13 protein-coding genes and 5 tRNA genes are annotated in these 12,309 nt (G+C 45.3%); 6 read left to right on the forward strand and 12 right to left on the reverse strand.

The features are described from left to right. From HPC40_RS00005 to gltX, 11 genes are all read right to left on the reverse strand, one after another. On the reverse strand, positions 1-935 hold a 935-nt coding region (locus HPC40_RS00005), incomplete at its 3' end, for a major capsid protein (protein WP_208117431.1). Between the two features lie 2 nt (positions 936-937). Continuing rightward, positions 938-1,387: a hypothetical protein gene (locus HPC40_RS00010; protein WP_208117432.1), complete on the reverse strand. Its 450-nt coding sequence runs from the start codon at positions 1,385-1,387 to the stop codon at positions 938-940. Between the two features lie 10 nt (positions 1,388-1,397). Then, entirely contained in the window at positions 1,398-1,964 is a 567-nt protein-coding gene (locus HPC40_RS00015) for a hypothetical protein (protein WP_208117433.1), read from the reverse strand. Continuing rightward, a complete protein-coding gene (locus HPC40_RS00020) occupies positions 1,964-2,257 on the reverse strand; it encodes a Mor transcription activator family protein (RefSeq protein WP_208117434.1) in 294 nt (97 codons plus the stop codon). Before HPC40_RS00020 ends, HPC40_RS00015 begins: the two co-directional genes overlap by 1 nt. Before the next feature lie 356 nt (positions 2,258-2,613). Beyond that, on the reverse strand, positions 2,614-4,755 hold the full coding sequence (locus HPC40_RS00025; protein WP_208117435.1) for a DUF927 domain-containing protein: 2,142 nt from the start codon (positions 4,753-4,755) through the stop codon (positions 2,614-2,616). Further along, positions 4,752-4,934: a hypothetical protein gene (locus HPC40_RS00030; protein WP_208117436.1), complete on the reverse strand. Its 183-nt coding sequence runs from the start codon at positions 4,932-4,934 to the stop codon at positions 4,752-4,754. Before HPC40_RS00030 ends, HPC40_RS00025 begins: the two co-directional genes overlap by 4 nt. Then, positions 4,927-5,565, reverse strand: a complete 639-nt coding sequence (locus HPC40_RS00035) for a host cell division inhibitor Icd-like protein (RefSeq protein WP_235972243.1) — start codon at positions 5,563-5,565, stop codon at positions 4,927-4,929. The genes HPC40_RS00030 and HPC40_RS00035 overlap by 8 nt, the downstream gene beginning before the upstream one ends. Next, complete coding sequence (locus tag HPC40_RS00040; protein WP_208117437.1) at positions 5,555-5,740, reverse strand: helix-turn-helix domain-containing protein; 186 nt, start codon at positions 5,738-5,740, stop codon at positions 5,555-5,557. The genes HPC40_RS00035 and HPC40_RS00040 overlap by 11 nt, the downstream gene beginning before the upstream one ends. A 604-nt stretch (positions 5,741-6,344) precedes the next feature. After that, a complete protein-coding gene (locus HPC40_RS00045) occupies positions 6,345-7,556 on the reverse strand; it encodes a tyrosine-type recombinase/integrase (protein WP_208117438.1) in 1,212 nt (403 codons plus the stop codon). Positions 7,557-7,739: 183 nt separating this feature from the next. After that, positions 7,740-7,815: transfer RNA gene (locus tag HPC40_RS00050), tRNA-Ala, on the reverse strand. Between the two features lie 110 nt (positions 7,816-7,925). Next, a complete protein-coding gene (gltX, locus tag HPC40_RS00055; RefSeq protein ID WP_208117439.1) occupies positions 7,926-9,374 on the reverse strand; it encodes a glutamate--tRNA ligase in 1,449 nt (482 codons plus the stop codon). A 176-nt stretch (positions 9,375-9,550) separates the two neighbouring features. On the opposite strand from gltX, the gene HPC40_RS00060 reads away from it, so the two are divergent. From HPC40_RS00060 to HPC40_RS00085, 6 genes are all read left to right on the forward strand, one after another. Then, positions 9,551-9,626 (forward strand) — tRNA-Val (locus HPC40_RS00060). 31 nt (positions 9,627-9,657) lie between these two features. Beyond that, positions 9,658-9,733: transfer RNA gene (locus tag HPC40_RS00065), tRNA-Val, on the forward strand. 25 nt (positions 9,734-9,758) lie between these two features. Next, positions 9,759-9,834 (forward strand) — tRNA-Val (locus tag HPC40_RS00070). A 17-nt stretch (positions 9,835-9,851) separates the two neighbouring features. Continuing rightward, positions 9,852-9,927: transfer RNA gene (locus tag HPC40_RS00075), tRNA-Val, on the forward strand. Positions 9,928-9,995: 68 nt separating this feature from the next. After that, positions 9,996-11,036 carry a glycosyl transferase family 90 gene (locus HPC40_RS09460; RefSeq protein ID WP_208117440.1) on the forward strand — a complete coding sequence of 347 codons (1,041 nt, stop codon included), beginning with the start codon at positions 9,996-9,998 and terminating at the stop codon, positions 11,034-11,036. A gap of 77 nt (positions 11,037-11,113) precedes the next feature. Beyond that, entirely contained in the window at positions 11,114-11,632 is a 519-nt protein-coding gene (locus HPC40_RS00085; RefSeq protein WP_208117441.1) for a DUF1440 domain-containing protein, read from the forward strand. Positions 11,633-11,686: 54 nt separating this feature from the next. On the opposite strand, the gene hisIE is transcribed toward HPC40_RS00085, so the two are convergent. Then, positions 11,687-12,301, reverse strand: a complete 615-nt coding sequence (hisIE, locus tag HPC40_RS00090; protein ID WP_208117442.1) for a bifunctional phosphoribosyl-AMP cyclohydrolase/phosphoribosyl-ATP diphosphatase HisIE — start codon at positions 12,299-12,301, stop codon at positions 11,687-11,689. Between the last annotated feature and the right edge of the window lie 8 nt (positions 12,302-12,309).

Genomic DNA, 12,309 nt, shown 5'->3' on the forward strand with positions numbered 1-12,309 from the left:
TTTTGCATGATCATTAACAAGCTAATACATTTTTTTAGTAATACGCCCGCCGATTTGCCCATTACGCACGGTTTATGAATATCCGTGCAACGCACGATTTCAACTTTTCCGCCTTTCTCGGTGTAGGTATCAACAAATAGCCCCTCTTTGCGTCGGATTGTGTAACCGTATGACGGCGCATAAATGCTGTTATTTTCGCCCTTGGTTGGTACATAAGCCAAAATCACACAATCACTCCAAATAGGTTTTAATTGTCCGCTTTCCTCTTTCATGGCTGCGCCAATTTTGACCGTCTTAACGTCAATCAATTCAGCGAACACTTGCGGGGTTAAAATGCCTGCGCGGGTGTATTTAATGCGATCAAGTAGCACGGTGTTTTCTTTCAGTTTTAGCCATACATCTTGCGCAATTACGCACACGTTAGGGCGTCGCCCTGTGTTGCTGATAACTGCATCAATGGCGGTATCAAATATCGGCAACGGGTTTGATTTGAGGTTGGAGAATTTACTGTCGCCAGATAAGATAAATTTGTTTTGCGTATTGTAGTTGCTTTCATCTTGGGCAAGTTTGGCTGCTTCCATTTCACGCCCTAGCGCAATGATTTCCTGTACCACTGAAAGGGCGTGCTGTTTGAGTGGGTAGCTCGCTTCGTGGTCTTCGCGGTAGTCGATAGGGTATTCAATATCGTGTTCTTCAAGCTCAATGCTAATTGCTGTCACGTCTTCAGGGGTCAAGCGGTTGCTGTCGCCGTGAACTTGGCGCACGGTGGATTGTTGGCGAAACGCTAGGCGACCAAATTGGGGGATTTTCCCGCCCTCTTTTTCGATTTCCACGATAGGGAATAGCGTTTCACATACTAGCTCATTGTTGTAATAACCGTATGCAAGCTGGGTTAAAATTGGGTCTTGGATGCGTTTTTGTGAAAGTGTTGACATGGTTAAGCTCCTTTCTTGGTGATGATATTAAATGCGGTTAAATAGTCCGTGTTATGATGCCCCATATAAGCGCGGATTTCTTGATCTAGCGCAATCATTTCAGGCGGTGTATCGTCTGCATACGTTACACGGCTTGCGCTGTCGTTAATGGTTGCTGCGCGTTCTGTTGTGGCAATTTCTTCAAAGCAAATAACTTGCGGTAGCTCTTGAAAAAAGTCTTTTATTTTCTGTGTTAAGTTTTCTCCCTCTGAAAAGGTTAAGGTCTCGCCGTTGTCGAAGTTGTTCGCATAATTCAGCAATTCAAGTGAGCGGGCGCGGTGTTTTGGAATTAATTTTCCCTGTGCGATTAAGTCATCAATAAAATTGGCGTTACCGTCATTTTTTGATTGGTTTAACTGCGCTTTTAATTGCTCGTTTTCCGCTTTTAAGCGGTCAATTTCGGTTTGTTCCATTATTCCCCCGTTATTTGATAATTAAATTCAGTGCGGTTTTATAATCAATATCTAGTGCTTGAGATAAATAAATGGCTTTATTATTTAAATCATCAGCAAAAGAAATATCTTCATTCTCACAGTAAAAAATAAAGTCTTCTGTATCGTTAAAATAAAGATATTCAAGGCTTATTTCAGGTGGTAACATATTTTTTACGGCGGGCTTTTGGTCTTTCTCTAAAAAGCCAACGTGATTTAAATAAAATGAAATGCCTTTGGTTGGGTTTTTCTCATTCTCAATTGGAATAAAACTACTTGAAATGCCGTTAATTTGATTGCTTTTGATTTTGCCGATTAAATCGTTGTTGATTTCAGCTTCAGCAAATAACGCATTATTGCAATAAATAACACGATTTACTTTGCCGTATTCGGGCAAGTTGTTTTCAGGGTGGCCAATCACAAGAGGCGCGGGCTTAATTTCTGTATTGTATAAATTCGCAATGCGCTTTAACTCGCTTTCCGTCCATACTTTGCGCGCCCACTTGCCCCCGCCGTTATGCTTGCCAGTGCGAAATATTTCAAAAAGTGCGGTTTTCATTAATCGTCTTCCTTGAGAATGGTGTAAATCTTGTACATAGACAAATTGTACTTTTTGGCTAAAGCTGAATGATTGTTGCCTGTAAACTCTTTCTTAATGCGTGTATTACGCGCTTTAATAGATGACGGCGTAGATTTGGGAACATAGATCACAAGCCCTCCACAATAGTACGCCACCCTTTCTAGCGCATATTCAGTGATTTCGACAGCACTGCCGCCTTTCGCGATAGCTTCTTTCATGCTTTCCCTAATCCCGTCAAAAAGAACACTTGATTTTTGATTTCGTTTCGCCACAAAAGCCCTCCCTTGTTTGCTTTGGAATAACTTTAAAACACTTTAAAGAAAAAAAGATTTTAAAGTGCTTTAAAGAAAACACGCGGCCAACAAAACAAAAAATTTTTTCTATATAAGCAAAAAGTGCTTGGACAACTTGGACAATTGGACAATTTGAATTAAGCAATTGAAATTTAAGAAAATAATTTTTAAAAATTGTCCAAGTTAGGGGGTAAAAAACTTGGACAATTGTCCTAAAAACTTGGGCAATGCTCAAAAAATAGACCAAACAAGGTTATAAAATAATCAATCCTATTTTATATTATGTTAAATATGGCGGTAAGAATAAAAATCCCGCACTAGGCGGGATAATTTTTTCAGGGTTCACAGTAGGGCATAATCACATAAACGGGCGCGCGTTTTTTGTCTATGCGGTAGGGCATTTTTTGCGTGTAGCCCGCATTTTTGGACTTGTCTTTTTTCAATATGCCGTTGTTGTATAAAATTTCGCTAGCTTGGCGGTCATTAAAACCTGCTATAACTTCATTTTTGTACACAACGGGGAATATGTAAAACGTTTCTGTGCTGTTTGTTGGTGTTTCTATCTCCACATAGCCCGCGGCATCCATTGGTTGGTGTTGGCTTGGATTGTGGGGGAACTCCACAAAACGGGCGCGGTAGCGGTCAATAAAGCCGATCACTTGCTCAAGCACTTGTTCTTCTTCCTTGCTGCGTGTGCCGAACACATTCAGCCAGTCGTTGAAACTCACAATCAACGCTTCATTGATGATCTCACTTTCCCACGCGGTGAAGTTTGCTGCCATTTTGAGCGCAGTGTCAATCAAGGCGAACTTGTCCGCTACGCGGTAGATCTGCGCATCTGCGCCCTGCGGTACGCGTTTGAGCCATTTCTCTTTGTACATCTTGAAATTGGCTTTCACGCTCTCTTTGTGCGTGCTTAGGTGCTTGACCCACTCGCGCCCGATAACGCCGTAATTCTCCTTGCACGCCTCGTTTAAGTGGTCGGCGTGCGCCTTGGCATTGGCGAAGGTGTGAAAGTTTTCAGCCTTGCGAATAGGGATATTAATCAAGCGCACCAGTTGCCCCGCTTTAACGCGTATTCCCTCGCTCATTAAGAACGTCTCAACATCTTTTTCACCGGTAGACAATGTCACCGCTCGCCAGCGCATTAGCTCACGGTTTCCGCCGTCTTTTGCGCCCTGTAATTTACCCACGCCATTAAATAGCGTGTAGCAACTTGTTTCAACGTCCCGCACGCGTGAGCCTTGCCCGATTTCATCGAGTGGCAAAAAGCCGTCATTGTGCGCCATAGCTTCATTTGCAACGCCTAGGGCGGTGCTATACCACGTTAAGCGCGTTTTGTCGGGGTGTCCGTAAATGGTGCTAGCAATATTGGCGGTTGTAGTCTTGCCCGTGCTTGAGCCGCCATAAAGGTGAATGCCGAAGTTATCCGCACCTAGCAAGCCCAAAAGGGGCGCGGCAAGGCTTGCCCCCACGCCCAAAATCATGGAATGATTACCCTTGAGATAATCGCCCACATTTTCGCGCCAGCTCTCCAGCGTCCCGCGTGTGTCATAGCCATTCACTGCGGCTGATTGTCCCGCAAACAACACGGGGCGCGCGGGTTCGCCGATTACCTCACCATTTGGCAATAAGTACGCCCCGCCGTGCCAGCCTGTCAGCTCAGTAATCGTCCACGGCGTGCGCTCGCCCGCGGTTTGAAAATAGTCCGCCAGTAGGTTCTTGCTTTTGCTGTCGCTGGCGATTTTCAGCCCTTGCTTGCGTAATTGCTTCCAGCCCTCGCGCTCGCCAACAAGCTCAAGCGCAAGTGCGGTTGTTACGGGTTTATTTTCGTTTTCAGGGGTAAAGCGGAGCACAACGTAGGCGTTTTGTTCGCTCTTGCCCACGCCCACCACCTCAACGGGGCTAGAAAGCCATTTTGTATTTTCGCCCGTGATGTCGCCTGTGGCCTTGTCAATCTTTGGCACCACATAAAATAGCCCGTTTATGCCGTTTTCTGTGCGTTCGTCAATGTAGGGTGTGTTGCGGGGCTCTTTCACGGCTGCGGCGACTTGCTCGGCGATAGCCTGCGCGATTTCGTCGCCTTGGCGTATGCGCTCAATATAGCCGCTTAAATTGGCGATCTTTTGCCCTGCGCGGTCACAGTGCAAAAGCACCTTGGCGCGGGTGTTGTGGGCAATGTTCACACAAAGTGCGGTGATGGCTTTTTCGTCCACTTCGCCGAATTGATAAAGGGCGATCTCTTCTTGCTTTTCGTCAGCCACGCGGTAAAGGTTGATCTCGCTCAAAATATCATTATTGAGAATAACGGGCGGTTTTGATTTTTCGTGACTGATAAGATCACACAACAACCGCCAGCCCACGCCGTCGCCGTTGTGGTAGGCTTCCCACGCATCTGGACCGATTAAAATTAATTGTTGCTCACGGTAGTTGTTGCCTTGCTTTTTCAGATACGGGGCATTTTTAAGCTTGCTCATTGGTGCCCCCTTAATTGTTTTTCAATGATGTTTAATTTTCCAATCAGCACGGTAGACAGATCACTAAATCCCCTTAAAATAATTTTTGATGTTTCAATTTCTGCAAGTGCTTCATCAAATTTTGAGGTGGCTTTTTTTCCGCCTTTAATGATTTTCAAGGTAGGTTTTGAATTACGCATAACGCCCCCCTTTCACTCCTGCCACCAAAGTGCGGTCAGTCTTTGCACTGTCGGGCAATTGTCCTAGCAAAATCAGCACATAATCACGCGCAAAGCTGGCGCGGGCGTGTTGTTCGCTGTTGGCTTGAATGCGCAATTGTTGCGCGCGGGTGCGGTCGTAGTGTTGGCGTGATACGCCGAGAAATTGATAGATCATGGCTGTAACTCCAATGTTAAATTTTTCTGAAGTTACCGCTAAAGTTTCGAGGCTTGGGCGGTAACGTGTAACGGGCTCGAAAACTGCGAACACTGGAACACAGCAAAGGGCGGAACCTTTCCCGCTACACGCTACCATTGAAAGACGCTCTCGGCTTTCGTGAAGCTCTTGGCGTTCTTGAAGTGTACGTGCGCTACACATAAAAAAACACGCATGAGGCGTGCAATGCGCCAATGTTTTATCGTTCGAGTTTCGAGGCTCGGCGGTTGATTTTGCAACCGCACGGATAAAATACGACAAAAGGGGCGCACTTGTAAAGCGTTTTTTGCTAGAATGTGTGTTAGTCATTGTTTCGCGTCGTGTTTGTGAATGATGACTAGGGGCGGTGTTGTGTTGGCGCACAACTCGCCCCGCGTTGTTTCTGTTACTCGTCATTGGCGCTCTCCGTCATGTATCGCTTGATTTCACTAGCGGGGAAAAGCGTCGTCTTGCCGAATTTAACTTTTTTCAACTTCCCCACGCGCACAAGCCGATCGATTGTGGTCGGGTGGACCTTCAACAATTCAGAAAGTGTTTTGCGGGTGTAGTGTTGTTCTACTTCGTAGTTCATCGTAATGCTCCTTAATGCGTCGGTGTTCGTGTGCTGAAAATCTTATAAAATGCTTTATTGTGTTGTCAAATGTCGTCAAAATGATTAATTTGGACAATTAAAATGAGAAAAAGATTAAAACAAAAATAGCCTTCAAAGATACCTTATTTGACCCCGTTAAAATGCCGTTAAAGCGGCGCGCTATTCGTTAAAGGCTTTCTAATGGTAGGGCAAGCAAGGCAAAAGCAAAAAAGCCGTTATTTACCCTTTTTTTTCGTCGTTAAGTTTCTGATAATGATTTAACAAAAACCGTTGTGAGGAACAAAAACCGCATTTAAATGCCGTTTTAACGCTGTTTTTGATTAATTTTTTACAAAATATTACAAAAGACGAGCGGCAAGGTTGGTGGGATAACTTGGACAATTTCGCCAAAAACTTGGACAAAATGCGATTTTTCTTGGACAATTTAAGCTATAACTTGGACAATGATTTTAATATAAGTTATTGAATTTATTGTGATTGATATGTATAAATAGGGTAATTGTCCAAGTTGTCCAAGTACTTTTTGCTTATATAGAAAAAAATAAATAAAAAAGGGCGGAGATGTCCGCCCGTGGTGAAGTGCTTAAAGGGTGTTGGCTGTGGCGCACTGTTCGACATAGTCCGCCCAGCGTTGCATAATGGCTATGCGTTGCTCAAAGAAGTTAGATTGTAGGTAGGCACGGCGCACACTGTTGCCTTTCACGTCGTGCGCAAGGCATTTTTCTACCGCGTCGGGGTTTTCGCCTTGTTCGTTTAAATGCACACTGACAAGGGTTCGCATTCCGTGGGCGGTCATTACGCCCTTATAGCCCATTCTTTTCAGGGCGTTATTGAGTGTATCAGGCACCATAGGCAAGCGCGGTGAGCCAGATTTAGGGAATATATAACGGCTATTGCCCGTGATAGGTTTCATCATTGCCAGTATTTGAAGGGCTTGTTTTGATAGTGGTACACAGTGATCAACACGCATTTTCATTTTATGCGCGGGGATTGTCCAAACGGCGTTTTTCAGGTCTATTTCTTCCCACTCTGCATTGACGGCTTCTGATGACCGCACAATGGTGAGCAGTTTAAATTTGATGGCCGCTTTTGTCTGTGGTGTTGCTCTTGACTTAGCGAGGTCTTGCATAAATTGCGGTAATTGTTCAGACCTAATGCTTGGATTGTGTTTTCTCATGTGTCGCTTGAACATTTGCCCCACTTTAAGGCAAGGATTGAAAGGAATTAGCCCGCCATTTACGGCAAAATTTAAAATGGCGTTAATGTTGGTGATCAGGCGGTGGACCGTGTCTAGCGTTCCTTTGCTTTCCACCGGGCGAAGTGTGGCCACAATCAACGGCGGGGTTATGTCGGATATAGGGTAATGACCGATAAAGGGCAAAACATAAAGTTCAAGCTGTCGCCAGTATTTATCAAGGGTTTTGGCGGTGATGTCGTTTTTTTTCTTCTCTCGCCATTGTTCACATACGGCGTTGAAGGTGTTTTTATTGTCAGCCACGAGCTGCGCTTGTTGTTGCTGGCGGTGCAATGCTGGATCAATGTCATTAAGCAATAATGCCCGCATTTCTTCGCGCTTTGCCCTTGCCTGCGCTAGTGTGATTGTAGGGTAGTCGCCAAAAGAAATTTTGGTGCGCTTCTTGCTGATTGGGTGATCGTATCGAAAACGCCAAATTTTCGCGCCAGTGGGGCGGATATGCAAAAAAAGCCCCTTGCCGTCGTTTAATTCATAGTCTTTTGGCTGTGCTTTGGCTTGTGCGATCTGCGTGTTAGTTAAGCCTTTGACAATCCGCGCCATAGTACCCCCTGATCTGTTTTAGTACCCACATTTGAGGGCATTATAACGCGTGGGTACTTTATTGGGTACAATAATTTTGCGTTTATATGCGTCGTAGTGCGTCTATATACATCTTTAAAAGTGGCTGGAGTGGCGTATTTAGTGGGGTTGTGCGTCTATATGCGTCGTGGTGCTTCTTTGAATTGGTGGAGATAGACGGGATCGAACCGACGACCTCTTGCATGCCATGCAAGCGCTCTCCCAACTGAGCTATATCCCCACAAGGTGCTTTCAACTAGAAAGTGCGGTTATATTAATGACCGCACTTTTATCTGTCAATCATTTTTACAAGATTGGTCGCGATTTTATCTCAACTGTTTAAATTTGATACTACTCAGCAAATTTTTGTTCGAGATATGCAATGGCTTTGCTTAGTCGTGTAAGAGTCCGCTCACGCCCGATGGCTTCAAGGGTAATATCTAATGATGGCGATTGCCCCGAACCTGTTGTTGCTACACGCAATGGCATTCCCACTTTCCCCATACCGAGTTCAAGCTCAGCAGCCGTTTGTTCAATGACATGATGAATAGGCACTGCTTGCCACTGTGAAAGTGCGGTTAGCTTTTCAAGTACCAATTTAAGCGGTGCAATTGCCCCAACTTTAAAGTGTTTTTTATCCGCAGCTTCATCGTAGTGATCGAAGTCTTGATAAAAATAGCGACTGGCAAGTGCCATCTCTTTTAATGTTTGACAACGCTCACCGAGCATCTCCACGATCGTTGTCAATTTTGGACCTTGTGTCGTGTCGATATGATGGTGTTGCATTTGCCATTCGAGAGCGTTGGCAACCTGCTCAACAGGCATTTCGCGAATATAGTGATGATTGAGCCATTTGAGTTTTTCGGTGTTGAATGCACTCGCCGAGCGACTAACGGAATGAAGATCGAAAAGATCGATCATTTCTTGTTGGCTGAAAATTTCTTGATCGCCATGCCCCCAGCCGAGTCGCACAAGGTAGTTGATCAACGCTTCTGGCAAAATGCCTTCATCACGGTACTCCATCACACTCACTGCGCCATGGCGTTTAGAGAGCTTTTTGCTGTCATCGCCCAAGATCATCGACACATGTGCATAGATAGGGATTGGTGCACCAAGTGCTTTGAGGATATTAATTTGGCGTGGCGTGTTGTTGATATGATCTTCCCCACGCACTACATGGGTGATGCCCATATCCCAATCATCAATCACCACGCAAAAATTGTATGTTGGCGAACCGTCTGTACGGCGAATAATCAGATCATCAAGCTCACTATTGCTAATTTCAATCCGTCCACGGATTGCGTCGTCAAACACAACCGAGCCCTCTTGCGGGTTTTTAAAGCGCACCACGTGTGGCTCATCAGGGCTATGCTCGCTATGATCGTGTAAACAGTGACGGTCGTAGCGCGGTTTTTCTTTGTTGGCTTCTTGGCGCTCACGAAGCTCTTCAAGGCGCTCTTTTGAGCAGTAGCAACGGTAGGCGAGCCCTTGCTCAAGCATTTGATCGATCACGTCGTTATAGCGTTCAAAGCGTTTAGTTTGGTAATAAGGCCCGTGTTCCCAATTCAGCCCCAGCCACGCCATACTGTCTAAAATGGCATCGGTCGCTGCTTGGGTTGAGCGTTCGAGATCGGTGTCTTCAATACGCAATACAAACTCGCCTTGATTGTGGCGAGCGTAAAGCCAAGAGTAAAGTGCGGTTCGTGCACCGCCAACGTGTAAATAGCCTGTTGGGCTTGGGGCAAAGCGAGTGCGCACTTTTACAGCGGGATCTAGTGGAAAAAGGGGTTTCATTTCCATAATATAACCTTAAAATTCGATTCGTTAAGCAAATTACGGCTTATTGTACTCGGATGAGGCGGTGATGAATAGCAAAAATCAATGTTAGTGGCTATTTTTAAACCAGTTAAGCATAAAAAAAGAAAAAGTCGTTGACTGAAATACTGCGTCAATTATAATGCACCTTCACAACAAGTGGGCGATTAGCTCAGTTGGGAGAGCACCTCCCTTACAAGGAGGGGGTCACTGGTTCGAGCCCGGTATCGCCCACCACTTTTTCAAAGTCACTTGTTGCGCAAGATAAGGGTGATTAGCTCAGTTGGGAGAGCACCTCCCTTACAAGGAGGGGGTCACTGGTTCGAGCCCGGTATCACCCACCACTTATCTTGTACCCAATAAATCAAGGGGTGATTAGCTCAGTTGGGAGAGCACCTCCCTTACAAGGAGGGGGTCACTGGTTCGAGCCCGGTATCACCCACCACTTGATTTCCGCATTGCGGGCGATTAGCTCAGTTGGGAGAGCACCTCCCTTACAAGGAGGGGGTCACTGGTTCGAGCCCGGTATCGCCCACCATTATTTTTCATTGTAATTTCAGCCAAATTCATTAAAATCATGTTATTCATTTCTTACCGAGAAATATCATGAAGTTACTTAATCGGTTGCATAAAACATGCACGCGAGTGCGCTTTTATCTCGGTCAAACCGCACTTTTGCTTTTTCCTCAGTGGTATTTCCAGCGGAAAGCAAACGCCCTGAAGCGTCAGTGGCAGACAATTCAATCTTCTGCTCCCACGCGAGCGACACAGATTTTAGCGCGGGTCAATTATTATAATAAACTCACACGTCCGTTTGATCTTTCTTGCAATCCAGCACGGGAGCAAATTTGTTCGTTTCGCCTTGCCGATAATGGTTCAACCTATTATCTGGACAGTAAGCCACTGTTGAAACTGTTTTCACCGCACTTTTATTTTTTGCATGAATTTGGGGATGTAACACATGTTCCAACTGAGCCGAGTATTGTTAAAAGTCGTCCGATTATGAATACTATGCTTAACCAACCAACCAACCAACCAACCAACCAACCAACCAACCAACCAACCAACAATGAAAATTCTGTTGTGTTAAAACTCGACAGTGTGCGTCATTTCTATGTGTATCCTGATAAAGTGCGGTTTGAAGACAAAAAGCCGATGCTGGTTTGGCGTGGTGCCTCACATCAGCCGCACCGTCAACGATTTCTTGAAATGTTTCATGATCATCCATTGTGCGATGTGGGTTGCGTGCATAAACGTTCGTTAGCAACCCCTTATCATCGTGATTATTTAAGCATTGCTGAGCAATTGCAATATCGTTATGTGTTGAGCATTGAAGGCAATGATGTGGCGACGAATTTGAAATGGATTATGGCATCCAACTCACTGTGTTTTATGGTTAAACCAGTGTATGAAACCTGGCTGATGGAAGGGCGGCTTGAGGCGGGCAAGCACTATGTTGAGCTGAAAAGTGACTATTCTGATTTAGCAGAAAAAATTGCCTTTTATAATGCCAATCCTGATAAAGCTAAAGCGATTATTGCGAATGCCAATGCGTGGATGGCGCAGTTTTTCGACAAACGCCAAGAGCAACTGGTGAGCTATTTGGTGCTAGAGAACTATTTTCAATTGCAAAATGTGATGAAATAGGTCTCTTTTTTGTTGTTTTCTTAATCAAATGGGTGTAGTTTGAGCAGGAGATTATTGTGAATCCATTAGGAGGCTCTATGCGCGGGTTACACACAACACCTTATTCATCTCGCCACTATGGTGTGGCAACATTAGCAGGTATCGTCGGCGGGATACTTTCTGCCATGGTCAAATCAGGCTGTGAGGATATTTTGCCACCTCGTCCACCTGGTGCAGTGCCACCACCTATCGGTATTATCACGGATCTTGGGCTTTCGCCTGATTCGATGGTCTACACCTTCTCAGAGCAGGTCGTTAACTGGGGCGGCAATGGCATTCACTACCTCTTTTCCATTGTTATTGCCATACTTTATTGCTGCCTAGTTGAAGTGTACCCAAAAGTGAAAATGGCTTGTGGGGTAGTGTTTGGGCTAGTGGTTGCTGTGCTCGGCTTTCACACCATTGTGTTGCCTATTCTTGGGCTCACAGCCCCCATCTGGCAATGGCCAGCGGACAGCTTGATTTCAGAACTGATCGGCACCCCGATTTGGATCATTGTGATCGAAATGGTACGCTATTACCTACGCAGTCGCATTGTAGGCAATAGCATCAATTAATCACGCAACCGCACTTTGATGTAAAAGTGCGGTCTGGCATGCACAAAGCAGCGGTTATTTATGCCGCGCTTTCAGTTTGCCAATCACATCCGCCCAGCTTAAGTTGGCGTCTTGCAGCAACACGGTTAAGTGATAGGCTAAATCTGCGGCTTCACTAATTGTTTCTTCGCGATCTTTCACAGTGGCGGCAAGGGCGGTTTCCACCCCTTCTTCGCCTACTTTTTGCGCAATGCGTTTGGTGCCTTTCGCATAAAGTTGTGCGGTATAAGAACTTTGTGGATCGGCAGTTTTACGTTCACTGAGAAGGCGTTCGAGTTTAGCGAAGAAGACCCAGTTGAGTGCGTCGCTTTCAGCAAATTGGTGAAAGCAACTTTCTGCCCCCGTATGACAGGTTTCTCCGATGGGGTTTGCGATGATTAATAGCGTATCATTATCACAATCCACACTCATATCCACCACATTCAGAAAATGCCCTGAAGTTTCGCCTTTTGTCCACAACCGTTGTTTGGTACGTGAAAAAAACGTGACTTTTTTCTCAGCCAACGTTTTTTCCAGTGCCTCTGGATTCATATAGCCGAGCATTAGCACTTCACTGGTGACCGCACTTTGCACAATCACGGGCAGCAGCCCATCTACTTTTTGCCAATTGATTTCAGGCAATGTTGTCATAATAACCT

Origin of the sequence: Spirabiliibacterium falconis, assembly GCF_014885015.1 — a bacterium.
Classification (GTDB): Bacteria; Pseudomonadota; Gammaproteobacteria; order Enterobacterales; family Pasteurellaceae; genus Spirabiliibacterium; species Spirabiliibacterium falconis.

Excerpts from the sequence above, each read along its gene's own strand:
- HPC40_RS00025 (WP_208117435.1), bottom strand. The coding sequence starts at position 4,755 with ATGAGCAAGCTTAAAAATGCCCCGTATCTGAAAAAGCAAGGCAACAAC.
- hisIE (WP_208117442.1), bottom strand. The coding sequence starts at position 12,301 with ATGACAACATTGCCTGAAATCAATTGGCAAAAAGTAGATGGGCTGCTG.
- gltX (WP_208117439.1), bottom strand. The coding sequence starts at position 9,374 with ATGGAAATGAAACCCCTTTTTCCACTAGATCCCGCTGTAAAAGTGCGC.
- HPC40_RS00030 (WP_208117436.1), bottom strand. The coding sequence starts at position 4,934 with ATGCGTAATTCAAAACCTACCTTGAAAATCATTAAAGGCGGAAAAAAA.
- HPC40_RS00085 (WP_208117441.1), top strand. The coding sequence starts at position 11,114 with ATGCGCGGGTTACACACAACACCTTATTCATCTCGCCACTATGGTGTG.
- HPC40_RS09460 (WP_208117440.1), top strand. The coding sequence starts at position 9,996 with ATGAAGTTACTTAATCGGTTGCATAAAACATGCACGCGAGTGCGCTTT.
- HPC40_RS00015 (WP_208117433.1), bottom strand. The coding sequence starts at position 1,964 with ATGAAAACCGCACTTTTTGAAATATTTCGCACTGGCAAGCATAACGGC.
- HPC40_RS00035 (WP_235972243.1), bottom strand. The coding sequence starts at position 5,565 with ATGACGAGTAACAGAAACAACGCGGGGCGAGTTGTGCGCCAACACAAC.
- HPC40_RS00045 (WP_208117438.1), bottom strand. The coding sequence starts at position 7,556 with ATGGCGCGGATTGTCAAAGGCTTAACTAACACGCAGATCGCACAAGCC.
- HPC40_RS00010 (WP_208117432.1), bottom strand. The coding sequence starts at position 1,387 with ATGGAACAAACCGAAATTGACCGCTTAAAAGCGGAAAACGAGCAATTA.
- HPC40_RS00040 (WP_208117437.1), bottom strand. The coding sequence starts at position 5,740 with ATGAACTACGAAGTAGAACAACACTACACCCGCAAAACACTTTCTGAA.